Genomic DNA, 19,321 nt, shown 5'->3' on the forward strand with positions numbered 1-19,321 from the left:
ACACCCCTCATCCGGGCAGATAGTCCGCCCGATTCCCCAGCTTTGGCAGCACTCTAATACCACCTACGAGTAGTAAGGATGACGTTCAAAACTCAACGTCCCCCAACCCGCAGTGGTTGTGGTTTGCGCCAGATTCTGCCAGTTTAGCGACCCGAAGGGACTTGTATGCACTCCATGGCGGAAAGGGGCGTTCGTCTGACGGAACGCCCAAAGACAAATCTCAGCGGCCTCTCTGATTGGGATGCGGCCCGCATCTTCCTCGAAGTCGTCCGATGCGGAAGTTTCCGCTCGGCGGCGGAGCGCTTGTCCCTGTCGATCAACGCGGTGCGCCGGCGGATCGACGATTTCGAACGCCAGACCGGCACGACGCTGTTCACCCGCGACGTCCACGGCACCCACCTGACCGATGAAGGCGCGCTGGTGGTCTCCGCCGTCGAGCGCATGGAAGCCGCCACCTTCGACGTGCTGCGCGCCAGTGATTCGATGGCCAACGCCCTGTCCGGCGAGGTTCGGGTCGCCGTCACCGAGGGGCTCGGCACGTTCTGGCTCGCCCCGCGCCTGGTTGAATTCCAGCAGGCCTATCCGAAGATCCTGGTCGACCTGCATTGCGCGATGCGTTCGGCCGACGTTTCACGTCACGAGGCCGACGTCGCCATCCATCTGTCGCGTCCCTCGGCGCTCGACATCAAGCTGGTGCGGCTCGGCCGCATGCACCTGATGTTCTGGGCCTCGGAGAAATACATCGAAAAGCATGGCGCGCCGCGTTCGGCTGCGGAATTGATCAAGCATCGCCTGGTGCTGCAATTCGCCGATCAGCTCGCCGCCAAGGAATCCTTCGAGAGCTTCTTCCCGGGCGTTTCGGAACGTGACCTCTTGGTCATGAAGACCAACGTCTCGAGCGCTAATTATTGGGCGGTCGCCAATGGCGCCGGCATCGGCGTCTTCCCCAGCTACGCCATTGCGCTTGGCGGGAAATTGATTCCACTGGAGGTCGAGCTGAACCGACCGCTGGATATCTGGTTGTCCTACCATCCCGGTAGCGGCCGTATTCCGCGCGTGCGGCACATGATTGACTGGCTGATCGAAGCTTTCAGTCCGGCCCGCTTCCCGTGGTTTAAGGAAGAGTTCGTGCACCCGCATGAATTCAAGGACTCGTATATGGGCGAACCCCTGACCCAGCTCTTCGGGGGATTTTCAACCGAAGAACAAAGGTGAGAACAAAGATGAAAGCAGCGGCGAAAAGAATGAAGCAGCGCAGTGCCGGCAAGCCGGACATTGAGCTTGGCAAGCGGATCCGCCTGCGGCGCGTCGAGATGAAGATCTCGCAGGCCGAGCTGGGCGAGCAGCTCGGCGTCAGCTTCCAGCAGGTCCAGAAATACGAAAAGGGCGTCAATCGCGTCGGCGCGGCTCGGCTTCAGCAGATCGCCACCGCACTCGATGTGCCCGTGACCTTCTTCTACGACGGCGACAACAAGGCCCGCGAAGTCGAGAGCCTGCTGTTCCTCGACAGCGCCTTCAGCCTCCGCCTGCTGCGCGCCTACAGCAAGATCAAGGACCAGACGGTGCAGCGGCAGCTCGTCTCGCTGATGGAATCGATCGCAGCGAACGAAAGCTGATCGATCGACGGTCTGCCTTTAGGGCCACTCTTCAATCCGCCGCGCCACGGGGGCGCGGCCGGATTGAACGATATCTGAGGGAGAAGATTTGGGCTTGCGCGCCAGCTGCGCGCTGCCTCTGCTGTCCAAGGCGGCTTGGCCGCCTTTTTCTCGGCGGTTTGTCCGCCATTCATCGCGCTTTTCGCGAACCCATCCCGGCCCTGCTGCGACCCAATCGAGAGACTCCGCATCGGACGCGCGGAGCTTTCGGCTGCCGTGCTTATTGGGACCTCAACCCTGACACCGTAACTTTCTGCTGATTTGCCGATCGGCGTACGCGGCGCGCCGACCGGAATTGCCAATGCGGGCGCCCGTCCGGGCCTCGTTCTCGTGGGGAAGACTGGACATATGTCGAAGCGCCATGCCGTGATGATTGCCATAGGCCTGTTCGCCAGCGCTTCGGCGCTTGCGCAAACCGAGACCACGGGCCAGGCCGGCCCCAAGTCGGCGACTTCGGCGGGCACGGTGCCTGCGGCCACCAATCCGGCTCATGCGGCAGCACCGAAAGCTGCTGCGCCCGCTTCGACCGCGGAGAGCCGCTCAGCCGCGGCGCTCGCACTGACGCACGAGCCAATCTATGACGAAGGCTCCGCCCAGCGCATCAAGGACGCAGCCTTCAGCTATTCCGGCCTCGCGGTGCGCGGCGGCTGGCCGACCATCCCGGCCGACGCCAAATTCGCGCCCGGTATCCAGGGCGCCGATGACGATCTCTTGCGCAAGCGGCTGATCATCTCCGGCGATCTCGCCGCCGACAAGCCGAACGGCGGCTACGACCAGGATCTCGCGGGCGCGGTGAAACGCTTCCAGGCCCGTCATGGCCTCGCGCCGACGGGAACGATGACGCCGCGCACGGTCGCGGCGATGAACGTGCCGGTGCAGAAGCGCATCCGGCAGCTCGAGGCTTCGCTCGAGCGGCTCCAGCACATGAATTTCGAGTTCGGCAAGCGCTATGTCGTGGTCAACATCCCCGCCGCCTTCGCAGAAGCGATCGAGAACGACGTCGTGGTGCGGCGCTATCGCGTCATCGTCGGCAAGACCGAAAAGCCCTCGCCGACGCTGACGGCGCAGATCACCAGTGTCGTGCTCAATCCAACCTGGACGGTGCCGTCCTCGATCGCAAAGACCGAAATCTCTGCGCATATGCGCAAGGATCCGACCTATTTATCGCGGATGCACATGGAGGTGCTCGACGCCCACGACAATCCGATCGATCCGCATTCGGTCGACTGGTCGGGCACGCACACGCCGAATTTTACGGTTCGTCAGCACAACGGCACCTTCAACGCGCTTGGCGCGGTCAAGATCGACATGCCGAATCCCTATTCGGTCTACATGCACGACACCAACCAGCGCAATTTGTTCAACAACGACTACCGTTTCGACTCCCACGGCTGCTCGCGCGTCGACAACGTGCGTGATCTCGCGGCGTGGCTGCTCAAGGACCAGCCGAAATGGAGCCGGGCGGCCATCGATGCAGAAATTGCCAGCGGCCAGCACCTCGAAGTCGCCATGGCGAAGAGGGTGCCGGTGGCCTGGATCTACCTCACGGCATGGATGACGGCGGACCAGACCGTTCAGTTCCGCAACGACGTCTATAATCAAGACGAGCAGTTGCTGGAGGCGACCGCCGAAGAGGCCGCGTTCTTCGGCCATGCCGCGGCCCATCCGCTGACCGCGCACATGCACGTGACGCAATAGGGCGTCCCCGGCAGACGGTGCCATGCAATCGCGGCACGGGCGGATGCAAAGCCGCCTCCTTGCCGCGGTTGACCCCGCCCTCGCCTCGGCCGCACATTGCACCTCGCCAACGACAAGCGAGCGCGCAATGCCCGACACTTCCGGCACGACCGAAACGCCTTATGCCGACGGTAAGATCCTCAAGCACGCGGCCAACGGCGTCGGCGTGATCACCTTCAACAATCCCGGCAAGCGCAACGCGATGTCTCTGGAGATGTGGGAGGGATTTGGCGAGGCACTGGCGGCCTTGCGCGACGACGATACGGTGCGCGTCGTGATCCTGCGCGGCGCGGGCGGCAAGGCGTTCGTATCAGGTGCCGATATCAGCCAGTTCGAGAAGACACGCCATAACGCGGCGGCGTCCGAGGAATACGCCAAGCGCAGCGCGGCGCAGCGCGCGCTATTCGCCGACTATCCCAAACCGACGATAGCCTGCATCGAGGGCTTTTGCCTCGGCGGCGGCATGCAGGTCGCGATGCTCGCCGACATCCGCATCGCCGCACACGGCAGCCAGTTCGGCATCCCCGCGGCCAGGCTCGGCATCGCCTATGGTTATGACGGCTTGAAGCATCTGGTCTCGTTGGTTGGTCCGTCCTGGGCGCGCCTCTTGATGTACACGGGCATGCGGATCGATTCCGCCGAGGCGCTGCGCATCGGCCTCGTCGAGCGCGTGGTCCCGGAGGGCGAGCTCTGGGACGAGACCATGACGATAGCGCAGACCATTTCCGAGAACGCCCCGCTGGCGATCAAGGCCGCCAAGATCACCATCGCGCAGGTGCTGAAGGACGAAAGCCAGCGCGACATGGAGGCGATCAATGCGGTCGGCCGTGCGTGCATGGACAGCGCGGATTTCCGCGAGGGTCGGCAAGCCTTCATGGAGAAACGCCGACCCAAGTTCCAGGGGCATTGAATCTGAACCATCATTCAGGAAGATTAAATCCGCGTGCGGCCGCCCCTCGGTAGCAACCAGTTGATCCGTCGCAGGTTCTCTCGCCACCAACGAGGGAGATTGCGATGAAATTCAAATTTGCTGTTCTTGGTTTGGCTGCCTTGGGCGGTGCAGCGCTCGCGTCAGGCCCGGCGTTCGCGGCAATGCCAAACGGCATTCCGCAGGCAGATCGAATCGCGAGCGGCCCAGCCGCTGACGTCGATCAGGTGCGCTGGGTCTGCAACCCCTGGGGCCGTTGCTTCTGGCGCCCGAACTATTACGGCGCCTACGGCTATTACGGCGGCCCGCGACGCTTCTACGGCCCGCGTCCGTGGGGCTGGGGTCACCGCCATCACCACTGGCGCCGCTGGTGAACTGCGAGGGGCCGCGAGGCCCCTCTTCTCTTTGACTACAGTGCTTCCAGGACCGCTTTGGTAATGTCGGCGGTGCCGTTGCTGCCGCCGAACTCCATCGGCTTGATGCCGCCGGCGTAGACCTGATCCACCGCGCGCTCGATCGTCTCGCCGGCTTCCGCCGCGCCCTCGACGCCGTGCTTGTCGGCGAGCCAGTCGAGCATCATCGCGGCCGACAGGATCATGCCGGTGGGATTGGCCTTGCCTTGCCCCATGATATCGGGCGCGGTGCCGTGGCAAGGCTGGAACACGGCGTATTTATCGCCGATATCCGCCGACGGCGCCATGCCGAGGCCGCCGATCAGGCTCGCGGTGATGTCGGAGACGATGTCGCCGAACATGTTCTCCATCACCATCACGTCGAAATCCCAGGGCCGTTTGACCAGCATCGCCGAACAGGCATCGACATAGAGCCGATCGGTCTTCACATCAGGATGCTTCTTCTCGATCTCGTCGAAAATGCCGCGGAAGAAGGCAAAGGCTTTGAACACATTCGCCTTGTCGACACAGGTGAGCATTCCCGGCTTGCCGCGCGCCTTGCGCCGCTCGGCCAGGCGGAACGAGAACTCGAACAGGCGTTCGGACGTCTTGCGCGTGATCACCATGGTCTCGCGCGCGTCCTCATGGGTGACGACGCCCTTGCCCATCGAGGCGAACAGGCCCTCCGTGGATTCGCGGATCACGACAAGATCGATGCCGCGCTGGTCGGCGCCGACGATCGGGCTCGGCACGCCGGGAATGAGGCGCGCGGGCCGCACCCCGGCATAGAGGTCGAAAATGAAACGCAGCTCGATCTGCGGCGCGATCTCGGTATTGTCGGGGTAGCGCACCGACGGCAGACCGCAGGCTCCGAGCAGAATCGCGTCCGCCTCCTCGCACAGCTTGATGGTGGAGTCAGGCATCGACTTGCCGGTCGCGAGATAGTTGTTTGCGCCGGCCGGGGCCTCGGTGAAGCGGAACCGCAAATCCGATTTCTGCTCGATCTTGCGCAGCACCTCGATGGCGGGCGCCATGACTTCGGGACCGATGCCGTCACCGGCGAGCACGGCAATGTGGAAGGCGTTGTTTGCGGACATGGGAGGCCTCGAGAAAGAAGTTTGCCAAGTCGTCATTGCGAGCGAAGCGAAGCAATCCAGAATCTTTCCGCGGGCGGCAGTCTGGATTGCTTCGTCGCTTCGCCCTTCGCGATGACGGAGAAGAGAGCGTTCGTTACGGCGTCAGCACCGTGCGTCCGACCACCGCGCCCTGCTGCAATTGCACCAAGGCGTCGTTGGCCTTGGCGAGCGGTGCCGTCGTCACCGGAATCGGCGGCACCTTCTTGGTGCGCACGAGCTCGAGCAATTCCTGCGTCTCGCGCAGGTTTCCGACATAGCTGCCCTGGATCGTCACCGCCTTGATCGGGATCAGCGGCAGCGCCCAGGTCGCGCCACCGCCGAACAGGCCGACGATGACGAGCTTGCCGCCCTTGGTCAGGCAATCAAACCCGAGCTGCGTCGTCGCGGCGTTGCCGACGAGGTCGATCACGGCGCGGATCGGCCCGCCCGCCTTCTTGGCAAGCTGCTCCAGCGCATCGCCCGCCTTGGGATCGACCGTGGCGAGCGCGCCGGCCTTCTCCGCCGCCTCGCGCTTTCTGGCGTCGATATCGACCATGATCGCGCCTTTGCCGCCCATCGCCTTCAGCAGCGACAGCGCCATCAGGCCGAGCCCGCCGGCACCGAACATCACAATCGGCGTGTCGAAATGCTGCTCGACTTTCTTCAGCGCGCTGTAGGTGGTGACGCCCGAGCAGGCATAGGGCGCGGTGGTCGCCGGGTCGAGCCCTTTCAGATTGAGCAGATAGCGCGGATGCGGCACCAGCATGTGATCGGAATAGCCGCCGTCGCAATAGACGCCGAGCGAGCGCGGCGTCAGGCACATGTTCTCGTCACCCGCCAAACACGTCGCGCATTTGCCGCAGCCGATCCAGGGATAGACCAGGCCGATATCGCCGAGCTTGAGGTCGCCCTGGTCGGTCGCCTTCACGTCGGGGCCGAAGGCGAGAATTTCGCCGACGGTCTCGTGGCCCATGGTCAGCGGCAGATTGATGCCGCGGTCCTTCAGCGACAGCGGCTTGCGGCCATGACCGAGATCGTAGCCGCCTTCCCAGATGTGGAGATCGCTGTGGCAGACGCCGGCCGCCTTTACCTTGATCAGCACCTGCGTGCCCGACGGCTGCGGCGTCGCCTCGTCGAGCTCCTGCAGCGGCGCCTTGAAATCGGCAACCTTGAAACTCTTCATCGGCGTCCTCCCGGCATTTTATGTAGTCGCGTTGTTCTCCCGCGAGCATGCCATGGCCCGCGACACGAGACAAACCTGGACCTGTCTAGTTGACGCCGGCCGATGATGACAAGCCGGGCTGGACGCAGGGCCGCATTGCTTGCTGCACCACGCCGGCTTCAGCCTTGCGCGGCCGTCTTGCCTGGCGAAACGGGCGCATCATCTGCGAGGCCGATTTCGGCGCGCAGCGCACCCGTATGCTCGCCGAGCGCGGCCATTGTCCTGGCGGGCGTGGTGTCGGCGCCGGACATCCGGAACGGCAGATTGAGCACCTGAAAGGAGCCACCCTCGTCACGCACCACCGAGAGCGCCTGCCGGTGCGCGAGCTGCGGATCGGCCAGCGCCTTGGCCACGGTGCGATAGGCTGAAGCCGGCACGCCGGCCGCGCCGAGGGCGGCGAGACACGCATCGGTCATGAGCTGCCGTGACCAGGCTTCGACGCCGTCCATCATCTCGACCCAGTTCTCGCGGCGCGCGGCGTAGGTCGAGAAGCGCGGATCGGAGATCCATTCGGGGCGACCGATCACGCCCATCAAGCCCTGAAACGTCTTCTCGCTGGCGACAGTGATCATGACGTAGCCGTTTCCGGTCTCGGTCGGCCCGAACATGGGACGCGACGTCGGCTTCACCGTGAATTGCGAGGTCTGCAACTCGGTCAACGTCAGCGACAGCATCGTTTCCATCATGGAGACGTCGATGTGCTGGCCAAGTCCTGTCACGGTACGCTGATAGAGCGCGGACGCGATCGCGCCGAAGCCGTAGGTGCCGGTGACGACGTCGGCATGATAGATGCCGCAATTATCGGGCCGGTTGCGGCCGGGCTGGTAGGCGAGGTGCGCCATGTCGTAGCCGGAGGCCGCGTGAACCACCGGCGCATAGGCCGGCAGCTCGGCCGAGGGGCCGGTCTGGCCATAGCCCGAGATCGAGCAGTAGATCAGCTTCGGGTTGATCTGACGCAGGCTATCGTAGTCGAGCCGCAGCCGCTGCATCACGCCGGGGCGAAAGTTCTCGACCAGGATGTCTGATGTCGCCGCCAGCCGGCGGACCGCCTCCTTGCCGTCCTCGGATTTGAGGTCGAGCACGACGCTCTTCTTGCCGACATTGAGCTGGCCGAACGCGGTGCTGCACCCCTTGCGCAAGGGAGGCCGGGTCCGCATCGTCTCGCCGCCCTCGGTCTCGATCTTGATGACCTCGGCGCCCATGTCCGCTAGCATCCGCGCGCAGTGAGGACCGGCAATGGTGGTCGAAAAATCCAGGACCCGCAGGCCTGCGAAGGCCTTTGTCGTCGTCCCCTCATGCTTATCTGCCACCTGCATACTTGCTCACGTCCTTGGGTACCTTAGGAACTCTCGAAGTTCTCTGTTGTTGACGCGGCGACCCTAGAGGGCGGCGGCTGGGTAGGAAAGTCTTTACCGAACCGACGCGTCTCAAAGGCGGGCTTGGGAATTCCGGGACAACTGGACCCGTTCTTGCATAGCAGCAACGGGATCGGAAGAGGGCAGCTGTTCTTGAGGGTCTTGTTCGTCACCACAGAGATGGACGACTTCGTCCGCGTCGGCGGACTTGGAGCCGTTTCGGCCGCCCTCCCCCGCGCCCTTCGCTCGTTTGCCGATATCCGGATCATGCTGCCCGGCTATCGCGACATCATCGAGCAACTCACGCATATTCAGATCGTTGGCCGCTGCCCCGCGCTTGCGGAAATGCCGGCCTGCTCGCTCGGCCGGGCCGCGACCAAGGACGGAATGCCGGTCTACGTGCTGTTGTGCTCACAGCTCTACGACCGCCCCGGCAACCCCTATGGCGACGAGTCCGGGCGCGACTGGCCGGACAACGACATCCGCTTCGCGCGCCTTGCCTCGGCAGCCGCTGAGTTGGCCATGGGCAAGCTGGACAAGAATTGGGCAGCAGACCTGATCCATGCCAATGACTGGCAGGCCTCGCTCGTGCCGGCCTATCTCGCCTGGCGCGGCGCCAAGCTGCCGTCGATCCTGACCATTCACAACCTCGCCTATCAGGGCCTCTTCCCGAAGGATTCGCTGCGGCGGATCGGCGCACCGGAGAGCTCCTTCCACATCGACGGTGTCGAATTCTACGACCAGGTCTCCTTCCTCAAGGCTGGCCTCGTCTATGCCTCGCACCTCACCACGGTCAGTGGCACCTACGCGCGGGAGATCACGACGGCCGAGTTCGGCTGCGGTCTGGAAGGCCTGCTCCGCCTGCGCTCGGACGCCGCCGAGCTCACCGGCATCCTCAACGGCATCGACGAGAGCTGGGACCCGCGCTCCTGCGCCCAGCTCGCCCAGCAATTCGGCGCCGGTGATTGGATCGGCAAGAAGGCCAACGCGGATTACGTCCGCAAGCAGTTCGGCCTTGCGGTCTCGCGCGGCCCGATGTTCGGGATCGTCGCCCGCCTCGTGCACCAGAAGGGTATCGACCTCGTGCTGTCGGCGGCCGACGAGATCGTCGATGCCGGCGGCCAGATCGTGGTCACCGGCTCAGGTGAGCCGGCGCTCGAGCAGGCCTTGATCGACGCGCATCGCCGCCGCCCCGACGCCATCGGCGTGGTGATCGGCTTCAACGACGCCCAGGCACGCCGCATCTTTGCCGGCAGCGATTTTACCCTGATGCCGTCGCGCTTCGAGCCGTGCGGGCTCAGCCAGATGTACGCCCAGCGCTTCGGCTCGCTGCCGATCGGCCACCAGACCGGCGGCCTTGCCGAGACCATCACCGACGGCGAGACCGGATTCCTGTTCGCAAAACCCTCGCGCGAGTCCTTCCTCGGCGGCGTGCGCCGAGCCTTCTCGGCTTTCGTGGCGCACGACCAGCTCGACACCATGCGCCGCAGCGCCATGGGGCGCTCGTTCTCCTGGAGCATCTCGGCGGGAAGTTACAGCGCGCTGTATAGGAAGCTGGCTTCGGTGTGAGGCTGACGGCGCTTCCCATCATTGCGGGGAGCCCGCCGACAAGATTGCGAAGCAATGGGAGCGTTCAGCGACGCACATCCATCTGCGGCCGCCCGATCCACGCTCTGTTCAGACATCGGATCATCCAGTCCGGTTGCACCTCGCCCCGCAAGCGCGCCTGCGCCTCCTGGTAGGGGCCGACATAGCGCAGCCTATCAGGCAATCTTGGATAGACGCGCCTGACCCATTCCAGCGCACGGTCAGCGGATCTGGTGTCGCGCGCGTCGAGCCCAAATCCGAAGCCCACGCGCAAGCGCTCCGGCAACATCCGCGCCGTCAGCGCGCGATACCATCGCGGCGGTCGCAACCACGGACGCGCGCCGCCGAAAACCTGCGCGGCAATCTCGCGCGCCGCCGGGCTGACGGTCAGCGTCTCCGAATGCGCCATCGCCGCGGTGTACGCCGTAAAGCCCGACCAGTCCGCCGGCAGGTCGTCCGCCGTCAATCCGAACAAGGCACCGAACAGCCGGCTCTCGGTCCAGTAACGCTCGCGCTCCTCTGCCGAGAGAGGTGGCAGCACCAGGTCGTGCGCCAACAGCGCGGACTCCACCAGCGTCGCATGAACCCAACGCAGCGACGGGATGTCCTTGGCGCAATAGCGCGAACCTTTCGCAAAGGGGCCGACAGTCTCCGGCATCTCTCCGACGATCATGCTGTGGCGCCGATGCAGTTGCCGGGACGACAGCAATGCCCGGTCGAGCGAGCCGAACACCATGGCAAAGACGATGTCGAAGGTGCGATGGAAACGGCCGATCGGATCGGCAAAGGTGCGGGAATGTTCGGCGATGGCGGCCGCGACCCAGGGATGGGCGAGTTGCAGCAACAAGGCACGTCCGGCGCCGAGGAAGATGACGGCCTCCCGGTCGATGCGCCAGGTCAGCGTGTCAGGACCGAACACGCCCGCAACCGGTCCCGCCGCATTGGCGCGAACCTGATCGAGGGTCGATTCCAGATCTTTCTCGGCGACCAATGGCAGGCCTCACGGCGAAGATGCCATGACAATAGCCCAGACCGCGCTCTGGTGACATCGTCACCGCGCAAGACAATCATGCACAACGCCTTCACTCCGCCGCAATCGGCAGCACGTCCATATGCTCGTGCAGCACCACGCCGGCGAGCGGATCGAATTCGCCGATCCACGGCTTTCGTTCGAGCACGGACCTCGTGTGAGCATAGCCGGCGTCCCAGCGCCGCATGATGCCGGACGGGCTGAAGTCGATGTCCTTGGTATGGGTCTCGCGGTCGAGCTGCGGCGCCAGCAACCGCACGACATGCATCCGGGTCGGACAGCCGTAGCTGGTCAATTCCTTCACCTCGGGGTCGCGGCGCTCGCTCTCGGAAAGCCGCGCGGCGAGCTGGTTGATGACGTGGCGCAGACGGTGGGCCTGCTGCTGGCGGGCAATCTGGCTCGCGATGCGGCTTGAGTATTGCACGTCCTTGTGCCGGTTCAGCACCTCCGCCATCGTCATCGGCTCTGCGCCTACGGGATTCCACAGATGCACGGCGAAGATCAGCGAATTCCTGCGCGGATTGTCGTCGAACACAGCCTCCGTCGGGGTGTTGGACAGGATGCCGCCATCCCAATAGAGCTCGCCGTCGATGCGCACCGCCGGAAACGCCGGCGGCAACGCGCCCGAGGCCATGACGTGCTTCACGGTCAGTTCGCCGTCACGGCTGTCGAAATAGCGCATCTGGCTGCTGCGGACATGTGCCGCGCCGACCGTCAGCCGCGGCGCGCAGCGATTGACCAGGCTGAAATCGACCAGCTCGAGCAGCGTCCCCTCCAGCGGAGCGGTGGAATAGAAGCCGGCGTGATCGGCACCCAGCGGATAGGAATCGCCGACATGCGCCAATGGATTGGGACGAAAGAAGCCGGGAATGCCGTTGGTGATAGTCGACCAATAAGCCAGTTTCTCGTTGAAGTCGGGAAACGCGGTGCGCAGGTTCCAGACCGGGTTCTGCTCCATCCGTTTCCAGAATTCCTTCAAATGCGCCAGCCGCTGGCCCGGCTCGTTGCCAGCAATCAGACTCGCATTGATGGCGCCGATCGAGGTGCCGATGATCCAGTCCGGCTCGATTCCGGCCTCATGCAGCGCCTGATACACCCCGGCCTGGTAGGACCCGAGCGCGCCGCCGCCCTGGAGCACGAGCACGACCTGCCCTGGCAGATCCGTAACCTTGCTCTGCGTGTTGTCCTGCATGCCGTTCATGTCTCGCTCCTGGTGCGCTCGCACTGATCGAATACTCGCCATCGACGGCAGCTTGTTGCGGCGGCCCATGTCAATGCGCGGTCAAGCCGCCATCGACCGGGAGCGCGATGCCGGTGATCGAAGCGGCCGCGTCCGTCGACAGGAACACCGTCAACGCGCCGAGCTCCTCGACCGTGGCAAAGCGCTTGTTCGGCTGCTGCGCCAGCAGCACGTCGCGGATCACCTGATCGCGCGAAATACCATGCCTTGGCCTGCCCGTCGATCTGCGCTTCCACCAGCGGCGTGGAAACGTAGCCGGGACAGACCGCATTGCAGGTGATGCCCTCCTCGGCGGTCTCCAGCGCCGTGACCTTGGTCAGACCGACAATCCCATGCTTGGCGGCGACATAGGCCGCCTTGAACGGCGAGCCGACCAGGCCGTGCGCCGAGGCAATGTTGATGATCCGGCCAAAGCCGTTCTGACGCATCGCCGGCAGCGCGAGCCGCGTCGTGTGAAAGGCCGAAGTCAGGTTGATCGCGAGGACCTGATCCCATTTCTCGACTGGAAACTGATCGAGCGGCGCGACGTGCTGGATGCCGGCGTTGTTGACGAGAATGTCGAGCCGGCCCGATTGGGCGATGGTAGCCGCGATCATCTCCCCGATCGATCTGGGCTTGGTCATGTCGGCCGGAGAGTAGCTCGCCTTGACGCCGAACTCGACGGCGATCTGCTCGCGTGTCCGGCCGATCTCGGCGGCGACGCCAAGGCCGTTCAGCACGATGTCGGCGCCGGCTGCGGCCAGGGCCCGCGCGATGCCGAGACCGATGCCGCTGGTCGAGCCCGTGACAAGCGCGACCTTGCCGGCGAGCGCGCGCGCAGGCTGAGACGTCTGCGGCTTCAGCGGTATGTTCATGGCACGTCTCCGTTGCGACGACTGGGCTCCCAGCCCTCGCAGAACAATGGAGGATCGTCGGCCCAAACGGAAATACCGGCTGGCTTCCGAATCCATAGGCGCGCGCTATTGCGGCCGGGATGTCATTCCCCAATCCGATCGGATAAGGTTCGGGCGATCTTGCCGGGAGCCGATCCATGGAAATGCACCAGGTCCGCTATTTCCTCGCGGTGGCGCAGTTGCTCAACTTCACGCGCGCGGCGGAGGAGTGCAACGTCACGCAGCCCTCGCTGACGCGCGCGATCAAGCAGCTCGAGGCCGAACTCGGCGGCGACCTGTTCCGCCGCGAACGGCCGGCGGCGCAACTGACCGAGCTAGGCCAGCGCATGCATCCGCTCCTGAAGCAGTGTTTTGAAGCCGCCGCCGGCGCGCGCTTGCTCGCCTCCTCGTTCCGAAGCGGCGAGGTCGGCGCACTGCGCGTTGCCTTGACGCATTCGATCGACCTCGCGCTGCTGATTCCGCACCTCAATCAGATCAGGCGGCAATTCAACCGGCTTGAATTCCGCTTCCTGCGCGGCTCGAACCGCGAGGTCGGCGAGTTCCTCAAGAAGGGGGAAGCCGAACTCGGCATCGCCGCCGATATCGACGAGGCCTGGGACCGGCTCGACGTCTGGCCCCTGTTCACCGAGAGCTTCGAGCTCGTCGTTGGAGACGGACATCGGCTGGCCGGCCGCAGCAGCATCGAACTGGACGATTTGCGCTCGGAGCAACTGCTGAGCCGAACGTTCTGCGAGCACTCGCACCGCATCTCCGCGAGCCTGCGCGAGCACGGCATCGAGCATGGCCACGAGATTTCGAGCGAGCGCGACCTGATCGAGCTCGTCGAGGCCGACATCGGCGTCGCCATGGTGCCGCACACTTCGCCCCTGCCGGAGAAGCTGACGCGCGCGGCCGTCGCCGGGCTGGACGCCCGTCGCACCGTCAGCCTTTACGGAGTGGCCGGCCGGCAGCGTACGGCGGTGGCCAACGCCGTGATGCGCATGCTGCGCGGCGCCGACTGGCGCGAGATCGCGGGATAGGATTGCGAATGATCGCCGCTGCTCTTCCTTTTCTCGTGCGGGAGGAGGAGGAATGCGCGCGAACCTCAGTTATCCCGGCTCGCGCTGTCCAGCGCTGCGAGCAGATCATCGATCTCCATGCGCTTGCGGAAGTCGGGATCGACGAAGCGGGCTTTGACCACCCCATCGCGACCGACCACGAACACGGCCGGGATCGGGAGTATCCATCCGTCATTGCCGTGGAATTTCGCCATATCCTGATAAGACAACAGGCCCTGGATTTCGGCGCCCAGCCAGATCGCGAGATTGAGCGACAGCGCATAGCCGTTGTCGAGATCGGTCAGGATCGGAAACGGCGCGCTTGATTCAGCCTTGATCTGCGTCGTGTATTCCTGCGTCTCCGGCATGACCGCAACGATCTGCGCACCCACGGCCTTGATGCGATCGCGCGCCTGGACCACGGCGCGGACATTGAGCCGGCAATAGGGACACCAATGGCCGCGGAAGAACATCACGGCAAGCGGACCGCGCTCCAGCAGCGAAGGCAACGTGACGAGACGTCCGCCCTCGTCCGGCAGCATGAACGGCGGCATCGCATCGCCCGGGCGCGGCGCGGTCTCGCCGCCGCCCGGCCCGCCAAGTCTCTCCACCAGGCGATCGACTGCCTCTCCATAGGCCGGAAAGACCGCACGGCTGGCATCGGCATAGGCGCGGAGCTGTTCGTTCAGCGTGCCGTCCATGTCGCGGCAGCGCTGGAAGGCAAGCCTGAGCTGTTCGGCATCGGTTGGCGAGAGAGACGTCATCTTCTGCTCCGGCATTTCCAGGGGCCAATATTAGTTTCCCGGTTCGGCCGCCCGCAAGGGGGCGGCCATGACGCCAGGCCGGATCAGTTGATGTAGAAATTTCCGGTCGGATCGAGCCGTCCTGACGTGGAGTACAGTGATCCATTGTCCATGAAGAAGACGGTGTTGTGGGGCACCTTCTTGGCGTTCTTCATCATCGCCTCGTGGTTCTTCTCGGCCGGGGCCATGGCCATCGCCGACATCTTGCCGGGTCCGCCATAGACATAGGCCATACCGGCCTTGAAGTCCCAGGTGGCCTCCGAGAAGGCCGAGGTGGCGATAACCGCAAACGCGGCGGTGGCGATCAGGGTCTTGGACAATTTCGGCATAGGGGGCTCCTCCGGATTCACGTAAGCGCCCGCCGATCGGGCGCCTTGGCATCGGACGCCGAATGCCGCGGAAGCGGAAATGCCGTTGCCCAATCGGATCGATAGCCGCCGCGCATCAACATAGGGTGGCGCTATCGCATCGAGAGCAAGCCGGCATTTCAGAACGGACGCGATCTCGATGAAGCTCCAGTCATAGCCGGCGACCAGCGGGGTTGCGGCCAACAGAGGAGACTTCCCATGCTCAAGAGCCACGCCATGTCCCGCCTGATCTGGTCAGGCCTTGCCATGGTCGGCGCACTGACGCTCTCGGTGCAGCCGGTCGTTGCCGGCGAATGCCCGGCCGGCAAGGTCAAGCCGAACGCCCAGCAAATGGTGGACTACAAACCGGTCGGCGTCACCGATGTCACGCTCGGCGCGATCGACCTCGGCAAGCAGCCGGCGCATATCGAGGGCCGTGAGCTGCGCTTCCGCAAGCTGACCATCGAGCCCGGCGGCATCGTGCCCTGGCACAGCCATGACGACCGTCCCGCTTTGATCTTCGTGCAGCAGGGCGAGATCGTCGAATACGCCTCCAACTGCATCGATCCGATCGTGCACAAGGCCGGCGACATCCGCCCTGAGGTCTACGGCACCTCGCATTGGTGGAAGAACCTCGGCAAGGAGACCGTCATTCTCTATGTCGGCGACGTCCGCAAGGACCCCAACGACCATCACATGTGACGGCCTTTGGTCGCACGTCGTTCCGGGGCGCGAAGCGAACCCGGAACCTCGAGATTCCGGGTCTGGTGCTGAGCACCGGCCCGGAATGACAGATCTGCGGAGCGCAACGCCATGACCGATCTTTCCGCGCGCATCAAGCCGGCCGCGATGACGATAGATGGGCACTCGCCAGGTCTCGCGCTTCGCTCGCTCGTGATCGGCCTCACCGCGTTCCTGACCGTCGTCGACCTCTTCGCGACGCAAGCAATCCTGCCCTCGCTGGCGCGCCACTACGGCGTCACGCCGGCGGCAATGGGCTTCGCCGTCAATGCCAGCACATTCGGCATGGCCATGGCCAGCCTCGTCGTGGGCTTTTTCAGCCCGCACATCGACCGCCGGACCGGCATCCTGCTCAGCCTGACGCTGCTCGCAATCCCGACGAGCTTGCTGGCAATCGCGCCAAATCTCGCTGTCTTCACCGCCCTGCGCGTCGCCCAGGGCCTCTGCATGGCCTCCGCCTTCGCGCTGATGCTGGCTCATCTCGGTGAGCAATGCAGCGCGACCGATGCCGGCGGCGCCTTCGCGGCCTACATTACCGGAAACGTTGCCAGCAACCTCGTCGGCCGGCTGATCTCGGCGGCTGTTGCCGACGGCCTCGGCCTGGCCTGGAATTTCTATTTCTTCGCGACCCTCAACCTGGCGGGCGCGGTGCTGGTTTACTTCACGGTCAAGCACGTGCCGCTAATGCATGCGACTGCGGCGGCGGGATCTCCGCTGGCCGCCACGATCGCGCATTGGCGCAACCGGCGATTGCGCGCGGCCTACGGCATCGGCTTTTGCATTCTGTTTGCCTTCATCGGCACCTTCACATTCGTCAATTTCGCGCTGGTGCAGCCGCCGCTGTCGCTGGGCATGATGGATCTCGGCCTCGTCTATCTGGTCTTCCTGCCCTCGGTCGTCACGACGCTTCTGGCCGGCAAGGTGGCAGCGCGGCTCGGAACGCAGCCCACGATCTGGGGCTCACTCGCTGTTGCCGGGCTGGGCCTGCCATTGATGCTGATGCCGCATCTGGGCGAGGTGCTCGCGGGCATGGTTCTGGTCGGCATCGGCACCTTCTTCGCGCAGGCCGCCGCCACGGGCTTCGTTGGGCAGGCGGCGGCTGAAACCGCGGCATCGCCGGCGGGACGTATCTCGCCTGTTACTTCTGCGGCGGCCTGGTCGGTACGGCCGTGCTCGGGCGATTGTTCGACAGCTCCGGCTGGCTCGCCTGTGTCACCGGTGTCGGCGTGGCTCTTGTGGCAGCAGCCGTGCTCACCTTCGCCCTGAGGCCTAAAGCGCGATGCGATTAGGATGAATCGCCATCGCGCTTTAGGTTGTTATTTAAGCATGATCTTTTCGGAAAACCGCCGCGCACTTTTCCGGATCATGCTTTAGCGCTTGGCCGGGGCTTCCTGGGGCGAGGCGACCAGACTCGTACGCCGTGTCTCCGGCATCACAAAGAGAATGAGCAAGAGCCCCGTCGCAGCAACGCCGGACAGCCCGATGAAGGCGGTCGCATTGCCGAACTTGTCGCTGACATAGCCTCCGAGCGCCGTGCTCAGTGCCGCGCCGATCCCGGTCGCGGTGCCGACGATGCCCTGCGCCAGGTTGAAATGGCCGCTGCCGAAAGCGACGTCGGCCACGATCAGCGGAATCATCACCGCGAACACCGCCGCGGTGATGCCGTCGAACACCTGTACCGCTACCAGCAGGTACGGATCGCGCACGGTCGCAAACAGCAGGCCCCGGATCATCAGCGCGCCGAATCCGATCAGAAGCAACGGCCGTCGGCCCCACGCTTGCGCCTTGCGGCCAACGGTCGGCGACAGCAGCGCCACGATCGCTTGCGGAACGACGATGCAAAATGCGACGAGCACCGTTGCCCATTGGCTAGACCGCGCTGTCACCGCGCTCGCCATCAGCGGCATCATCGCAGCGTTCGCGAGCTGCAACAGCAGCACGCTGAGGGCGAAAACGATGAGCGGACGCTGCCGGATCAGGTGCCAGAGATTGGTGTCGCCACGGTCTGCCGCTTCGGGCGGCATCTCGCCGTGACAACGCCTGATGTCGACCTCGTGCTCGCGGATGCGCGAGAGTGCGATCAGGGTCGGGATTGCGAGCAGGAAGGTGACCAGGAAGACCGAGCGGCTCGACAGCAGGTAGCCCGCGGTGCCCATCACCGCTGCTGCGACGCCATTGCCAAGCGAGGCAAAGCGCGCGTTGCGGCCGAGCCGCTCGCCGATCGCGAGCGGACCGACCAGGCCAAGGCTGATCGCCGCAATCGCCGGCCCCAGCACGCAGCTTGCCGCCGCGTGCAAGGTGGCTGCGGCCACCACGACGGGGAAGATCGGCATCGCCGCATAAGCCAGCGCGCAAGCGCCGATCGTCGCGATCGCCAGGCCTGCGACCAGCCGCTCCGATTTCGCGGCATCGATGATCGCCCCGCCCGGCATCTGCCCGATCAACGCGACGATCCCGCCGATCGACAGCACGAGGCCGATCTCGACCTGGGTCCATTTCTGGGTGGTCAGATAGACCGCGATGAAGGGACCGAATCCGGTCTGCACGTCGGCGAGGAAAAAGATGAACCAGTCGAGGCCGCGCAGGCTCTGGCGCGACGGCGCCGGAATGTCGGCGGCCGATCGCACAGCGACGTTGTCCTGTTCAACGCGGCCATCCCGGTCTGCTTGGTTCGGCTTCTTCAACAACAGCACAGGCGGTCAGCCCTCCCGCACCTCACTGGATCACTTGCAGCGGTTGTAGACTGCCGGACGCGCCGAGCACGACGATCGGCGTGTCTTCCTTGTATTCCGGCGCGGCCGCGACCTGCGCCTTGGTCAATTCCAGCGTGATGCTGTCCTTCTTGTTGGCGATCTTGCCGAACCGCAGCGCATTCCAGTCCACCACGATCTTGCGGCTGCCGACGCCGAGGAAGCCGCCGAAATCGATCGCGGCGGCGCGGACATGGCCGGCGCGATCGACGATCACATCGACGATGCGGCCCATGTCCTCGCCGGCGGCACTGCGCACGTCGCGGCCGAGTACGCCGTGGGCCTCGCTGGCGCCGATGATGGTCACCGACGGCGGCGGGGCGGCGTCCTTCGGCGTGACGGGCACGGTCGAAGCCGGCGGCTGCGTCGCCGGCGCATTCGCCTCACTCGCGCCTGTGGACGGCTCGTCTGCGGCACGCGAGGTCGCCACCGCCAGATTCGCGACGATGGCCATGCCAACAATCAGTGCTCCGATCACACGCATGACGC

The 19,321-nt window shown here is 64.8% G+C and carries 17 protein-coding genes and 2 pseudogenes; 9 read left to right on the forward strand and 10 right to left on the reverse strand.

From position 1 onward, the window contains the following. Positions 1 to 165 precede the first annotated feature (165 nt). The 5 genes from IVB28_RS23910 to IVB28_RS23930 all read left to right on the forward strand — a co-directional run bounded on the left by IVB28_RS23910 (position 166) and on the right by IVB28_RS23930 (position 4,694). Complete coding sequence (locus IVB28_RS23910) at positions 166 to 1,215, forward strand: LysR family transcriptional regulator (protein ID WP_247529466.1); 1,050 nt, start codon at positions 166 to 168, stop codon at positions 1,213 to 1,215. A gap of 29 nt (positions 1,216 to 1,244) precedes the next feature. After that, positions 1,245 to 1,616 carry a helix-turn-helix transcriptional regulator gene (locus IVB28_RS23915; RefSeq protein WP_247529467.1) on the forward strand — a complete coding sequence of 124 codons (372 nt, stop codon included), beginning with the start codon at positions 1,245 to 1,247 and terminating at the stop codon, positions 1,614 to 1,616. Positions 1,617 to 2,003: 387 nt separating this feature from the next. Next, a complete protein-coding gene (locus IVB28_RS23920) occupies positions 2,004 to 3,353 on the forward strand; it encodes a L,D-transpeptidase family protein (RefSeq protein WP_247529468.1) in 1,350 nt (449 codons plus the stop codon). A 127-nt stretch (positions 3,354 to 3,480) separates the two neighbouring features. Next, on the forward strand, positions 3,481 to 4,302 hold the full coding sequence (locus IVB28_RS23925; protein WP_247529469.1) for an enoyl-CoA hydratase: 822 nt from the start codon (positions 3,481 to 3,483) through the stop codon (positions 4,300 to 4,302). A 104-nt stretch (positions 4,303 to 4,406) separates the two neighbouring features. After that, the gene (locus IVB28_RS23930) at positions 4,407 to 4,694 is read left to right on the forward strand and encodes a hypothetical protein (RefSeq protein ID WP_247529470.1); all 288 of its coding nucleotides are present in this window, start codon (positions 4,407 to 4,409) and stop codon (positions 4,692 to 4,694) included. 35 nt (positions 4,695 to 4,729) lie between these two features. Here IVB28_RS23930 and IVB28_RS23935 read toward each other — a convergent pair whose 3' ends face one another. The 3 genes from IVB28_RS23935 to IVB28_RS23945 form a co-directional block, all read right to left on the reverse strand. Continuing rightward, the gene (locus IVB28_RS23935; protein ID WP_247529472.1) at positions 4,730 to 5,809 is read right to left on the reverse strand and encodes an isocitrate/isopropylmalate dehydrogenase family protein; all 1,080 of its coding nucleotides are present in this window, start codon (positions 5,807 to 5,809) and stop codon (positions 4,730 to 4,732) included. Positions 5,810 to 5,942: 133 nt separating this feature from the next. Next, entirely contained in the window at positions 5,943 to 7,010 is a 1,068-nt protein-coding gene (locus tag IVB28_RS23940) for an alcohol dehydrogenase (protein ID WP_247529473.1), read from the reverse strand. Positions 7,011 to 7,168: 158 nt separating this feature from the next. Beyond that, entirely contained in the window at positions 7,169 to 8,365 is a 1,197-nt protein-coding gene (locus IVB28_RS23945) for a CoA transferase (protein ID WP_247529474.1), read from the reverse strand. Positions 8,366 to 8,557: 192 nt separating this feature from the next. On the opposite strand from IVB28_RS23945, the gene glgA reads away from it, so the two are divergent. Next, positions 8,558 to 9,973 carry a glycogen synthase GlgA gene (glgA, locus tag IVB28_RS23950; protein WP_247529475.1) on the forward strand — a complete coding sequence of 472 codons (1,416 nt, stop codon included), beginning with the start codon at positions 8,558 to 8,560 and terminating at the stop codon, positions 9,971 to 9,973. A gap of 64 nt (positions 9,974 to 10,037) precedes the next feature. Here glgA and IVB28_RS23955 read toward each other — a convergent pair whose 3' ends face one another. From IVB28_RS23955 to IVB28_RS23965, 3 genes and pseudogenes are all read right to left on the reverse strand, one after another. Beyond that, complete coding sequence (locus IVB28_RS23955; protein ID WP_247529476.1) at positions 10,038 to 10,982, reverse strand: oxygenase MpaB family protein; 945 nt, start codon at positions 10,980 to 10,982, stop codon at positions 10,038 to 10,040. A 91-nt stretch (positions 10,983 to 11,073) separates the two neighbouring features. After that, a complete protein-coding gene (locus IVB28_RS23960; RefSeq protein ID WP_247529477.1) occupies positions 11,074 to 12,222 on the reverse strand; it encodes a patatin-like phospholipase family protein in 1,149 nt (382 codons plus the stop codon). Positions 12,223 to 12,292: 70 nt separating this feature from the next. Beyond that, positions 12,293 to 13,115: pseudogene (locus IVB28_RS23965) on the reverse strand (3-hydroxybutyrate dehydrogenase). A 176-nt stretch (positions 13,116 to 13,291) separates the two neighbouring features. On the opposite strand from IVB28_RS23965, the gene IVB28_RS23970 reads away from it, so the two are divergent. Next, positions 13,292 to 14,173 carry a LysR family transcriptional regulator gene (locus tag IVB28_RS23970; RefSeq protein WP_247529478.1) on the forward strand — a complete coding sequence of 294 codons (882 nt, stop codon included), beginning with the start codon at positions 13,292 to 13,294 and terminating at the stop codon, positions 14,171 to 14,173. A 65-nt stretch (positions 14,174 to 14,238) separates the two neighbouring features. Here IVB28_RS23970 and IVB28_RS23975 read toward each other — a convergent pair whose 3' ends face one another. Both IVB28_RS23975 and IVB28_RS23980 read right to left on the reverse strand, forming a co-directional pair. Next, entirely contained in the window at positions 14,239 to 14,955 is a 717-nt protein-coding gene (locus tag IVB28_RS23975) for a peroxiredoxin-like family protein (protein ID WP_247529479.1), read from the reverse strand. Between the two features lie 83 nt (positions 14,956 to 15,038). Next, on the reverse strand, positions 15,039 to 15,323 hold the full coding sequence (locus IVB28_RS23980; RefSeq protein ID WP_247529480.1) for a hypothetical protein: 285 nt from the start codon (positions 15,321 to 15,323) through the stop codon (positions 15,039 to 15,041). Between the two features lie 237 nt (positions 15,324 to 15,560). On the opposite strand from IVB28_RS23980, the gene IVB28_RS23985 reads away from it, so the two are divergent. Together IVB28_RS23985 and IVB28_RS23990 are read left to right on the forward strand one after the other, a co-directional pair. After that, positions 15,561 to 16,043, forward strand: a complete 483-nt coding sequence (locus IVB28_RS23985) for a cupin domain-containing protein (RefSeq protein WP_247529482.1) — start codon at positions 15,561 to 15,563, stop codon at positions 16,041 to 16,043. Between the two features lie 111 nt (positions 16,044 to 16,154). Further along, a pseudogene (locus IVB28_RS23990) lies at positions 16,155 to 17,371 on the forward strand (MFS transporter). An 81-nt stretch (positions 17,372 to 17,452) separates the two neighbouring features. Here IVB28_RS23990 and IVB28_RS23995 read toward each other — a convergent pair. Both IVB28_RS23995 and IVB28_RS24000 read right to left on the reverse strand, forming a co-directional pair. Next, positions 17,453 to 18,775, reverse strand: a complete 1,323-nt coding sequence (locus IVB28_RS23995; protein ID WP_247529484.1) for an MFS transporter — start codon at positions 18,773 to 18,775, stop codon at positions 17,453 to 17,455. A gap of 22 nt (positions 18,776 to 18,797) precedes the next feature. After that, positions 18,798 to 19,316: a PRC-barrel domain-containing protein gene (locus IVB28_RS24000; RefSeq protein WP_247529486.1), complete on the reverse strand. Its 519-nt coding sequence runs from the start codon at positions 19,314 to 19,316 to the stop codon at positions 18,798 to 18,800. Between the last annotated feature and the right edge of the window lie 5 nt (positions 19,317 to 19,321).

This window comes from Bradyrhizobium sp. 199, from assembly GCF_023073355.1.
GTDB lineage: Bacteria > Pseudomonadota > Alphaproteobacteria > Rhizobiales > Xanthobacteraceae > Bradyrhizobium.

Coding starts and splice junctions, on each gene's coding strand:
- IVB28_RS23910 (WP_247529466.1), top strand. CDS start 166: ATGCACTCCATGGCGGAAAGGGGCGTTCGTCTGACGGAACGCCCAAAG.
- IVB28_RS23915 (WP_247529467.1), top strand. CDS start 1,245: ATGAAGCAGCGCAGTGCCGGCAAGCCGGACATTGAGCTTGGCAAGCGG.
- IVB28_RS23920 (WP_247529468.1), top strand. CDS start 2,004: ATGTCGAAGCGCCATGCCGTGATGATTGCCATAGGCCTGTTCGCCAGC.
- IVB28_RS23925 (WP_247529469.1), top strand. CDS start 3,481: ATGCCCGACACTTCCGGCACGACCGAAACGCCTTATGCCGACGGTAAG.
- IVB28_RS23930 (WP_247529470.1), top strand. CDS start 4,407: ATGAAATTCAAATTTGCTGTTCTTGGTTTGGCTGCCTTGGGCGGTGCA.
- IVB28_RS23935 (WP_247529472.1), bottom strand. CDS start 5,809: ATGTCCGCAAACAACGCCTTCCACATTGCCGTGCTCGCCGGTGACGGC.
- IVB28_RS23940 (WP_247529473.1), bottom strand. CDS start 7,010: ATGAAGAGTTTCAAGGTTGCCGATTTCAAGGCGCCGCTGCAGGAGCTC.
- IVB28_RS23945 (WP_247529474.1), bottom strand. CDS start 8,365: ATGCAGGTGGCAGATAAGCATGAGGGGACGACGACAAAGGCCTTCGCA.
- IVB28_RS23960 (WP_247529477.1), bottom strand. CDS start 12,222: ATGAACGGCATGCAGGACAACACGCAGAGCAAGGTTACGGATCTGCCA.
- IVB28_RS23970 (WP_247529478.1), top strand. CDS start 13,292: ATGGAAATGCACCAGGTCCGCTATTTCCTCGCGGTGGCGCAGTTGCTC.
- IVB28_RS23975 (WP_247529479.1), bottom strand. CDS start 14,955: ATGACGTCTCTCTCGCCAACCGATGCCGAACAGCTCAGGCTTGCCTTC.
- IVB28_RS23980 (WP_247529480.1), bottom strand. CDS start 15,323: ATGCCGAAATTGTCCAAGACCCTGATCGCCACCGCCGCGTTTGCGGTT.
- IVB28_RS23985 (WP_247529482.1), top strand. CDS start 15,561: ATGCTCAAGAGCCACGCCATGTCCCGCCTGATCTGGTCAGGCCTTGCC.
- IVB28_RS24000 (WP_247529486.1), bottom strand. CDS start 19,316: ATGCGTGTGATCGGAGCACTGATTGTTGGCATGGCCATCGTCGCGAAT.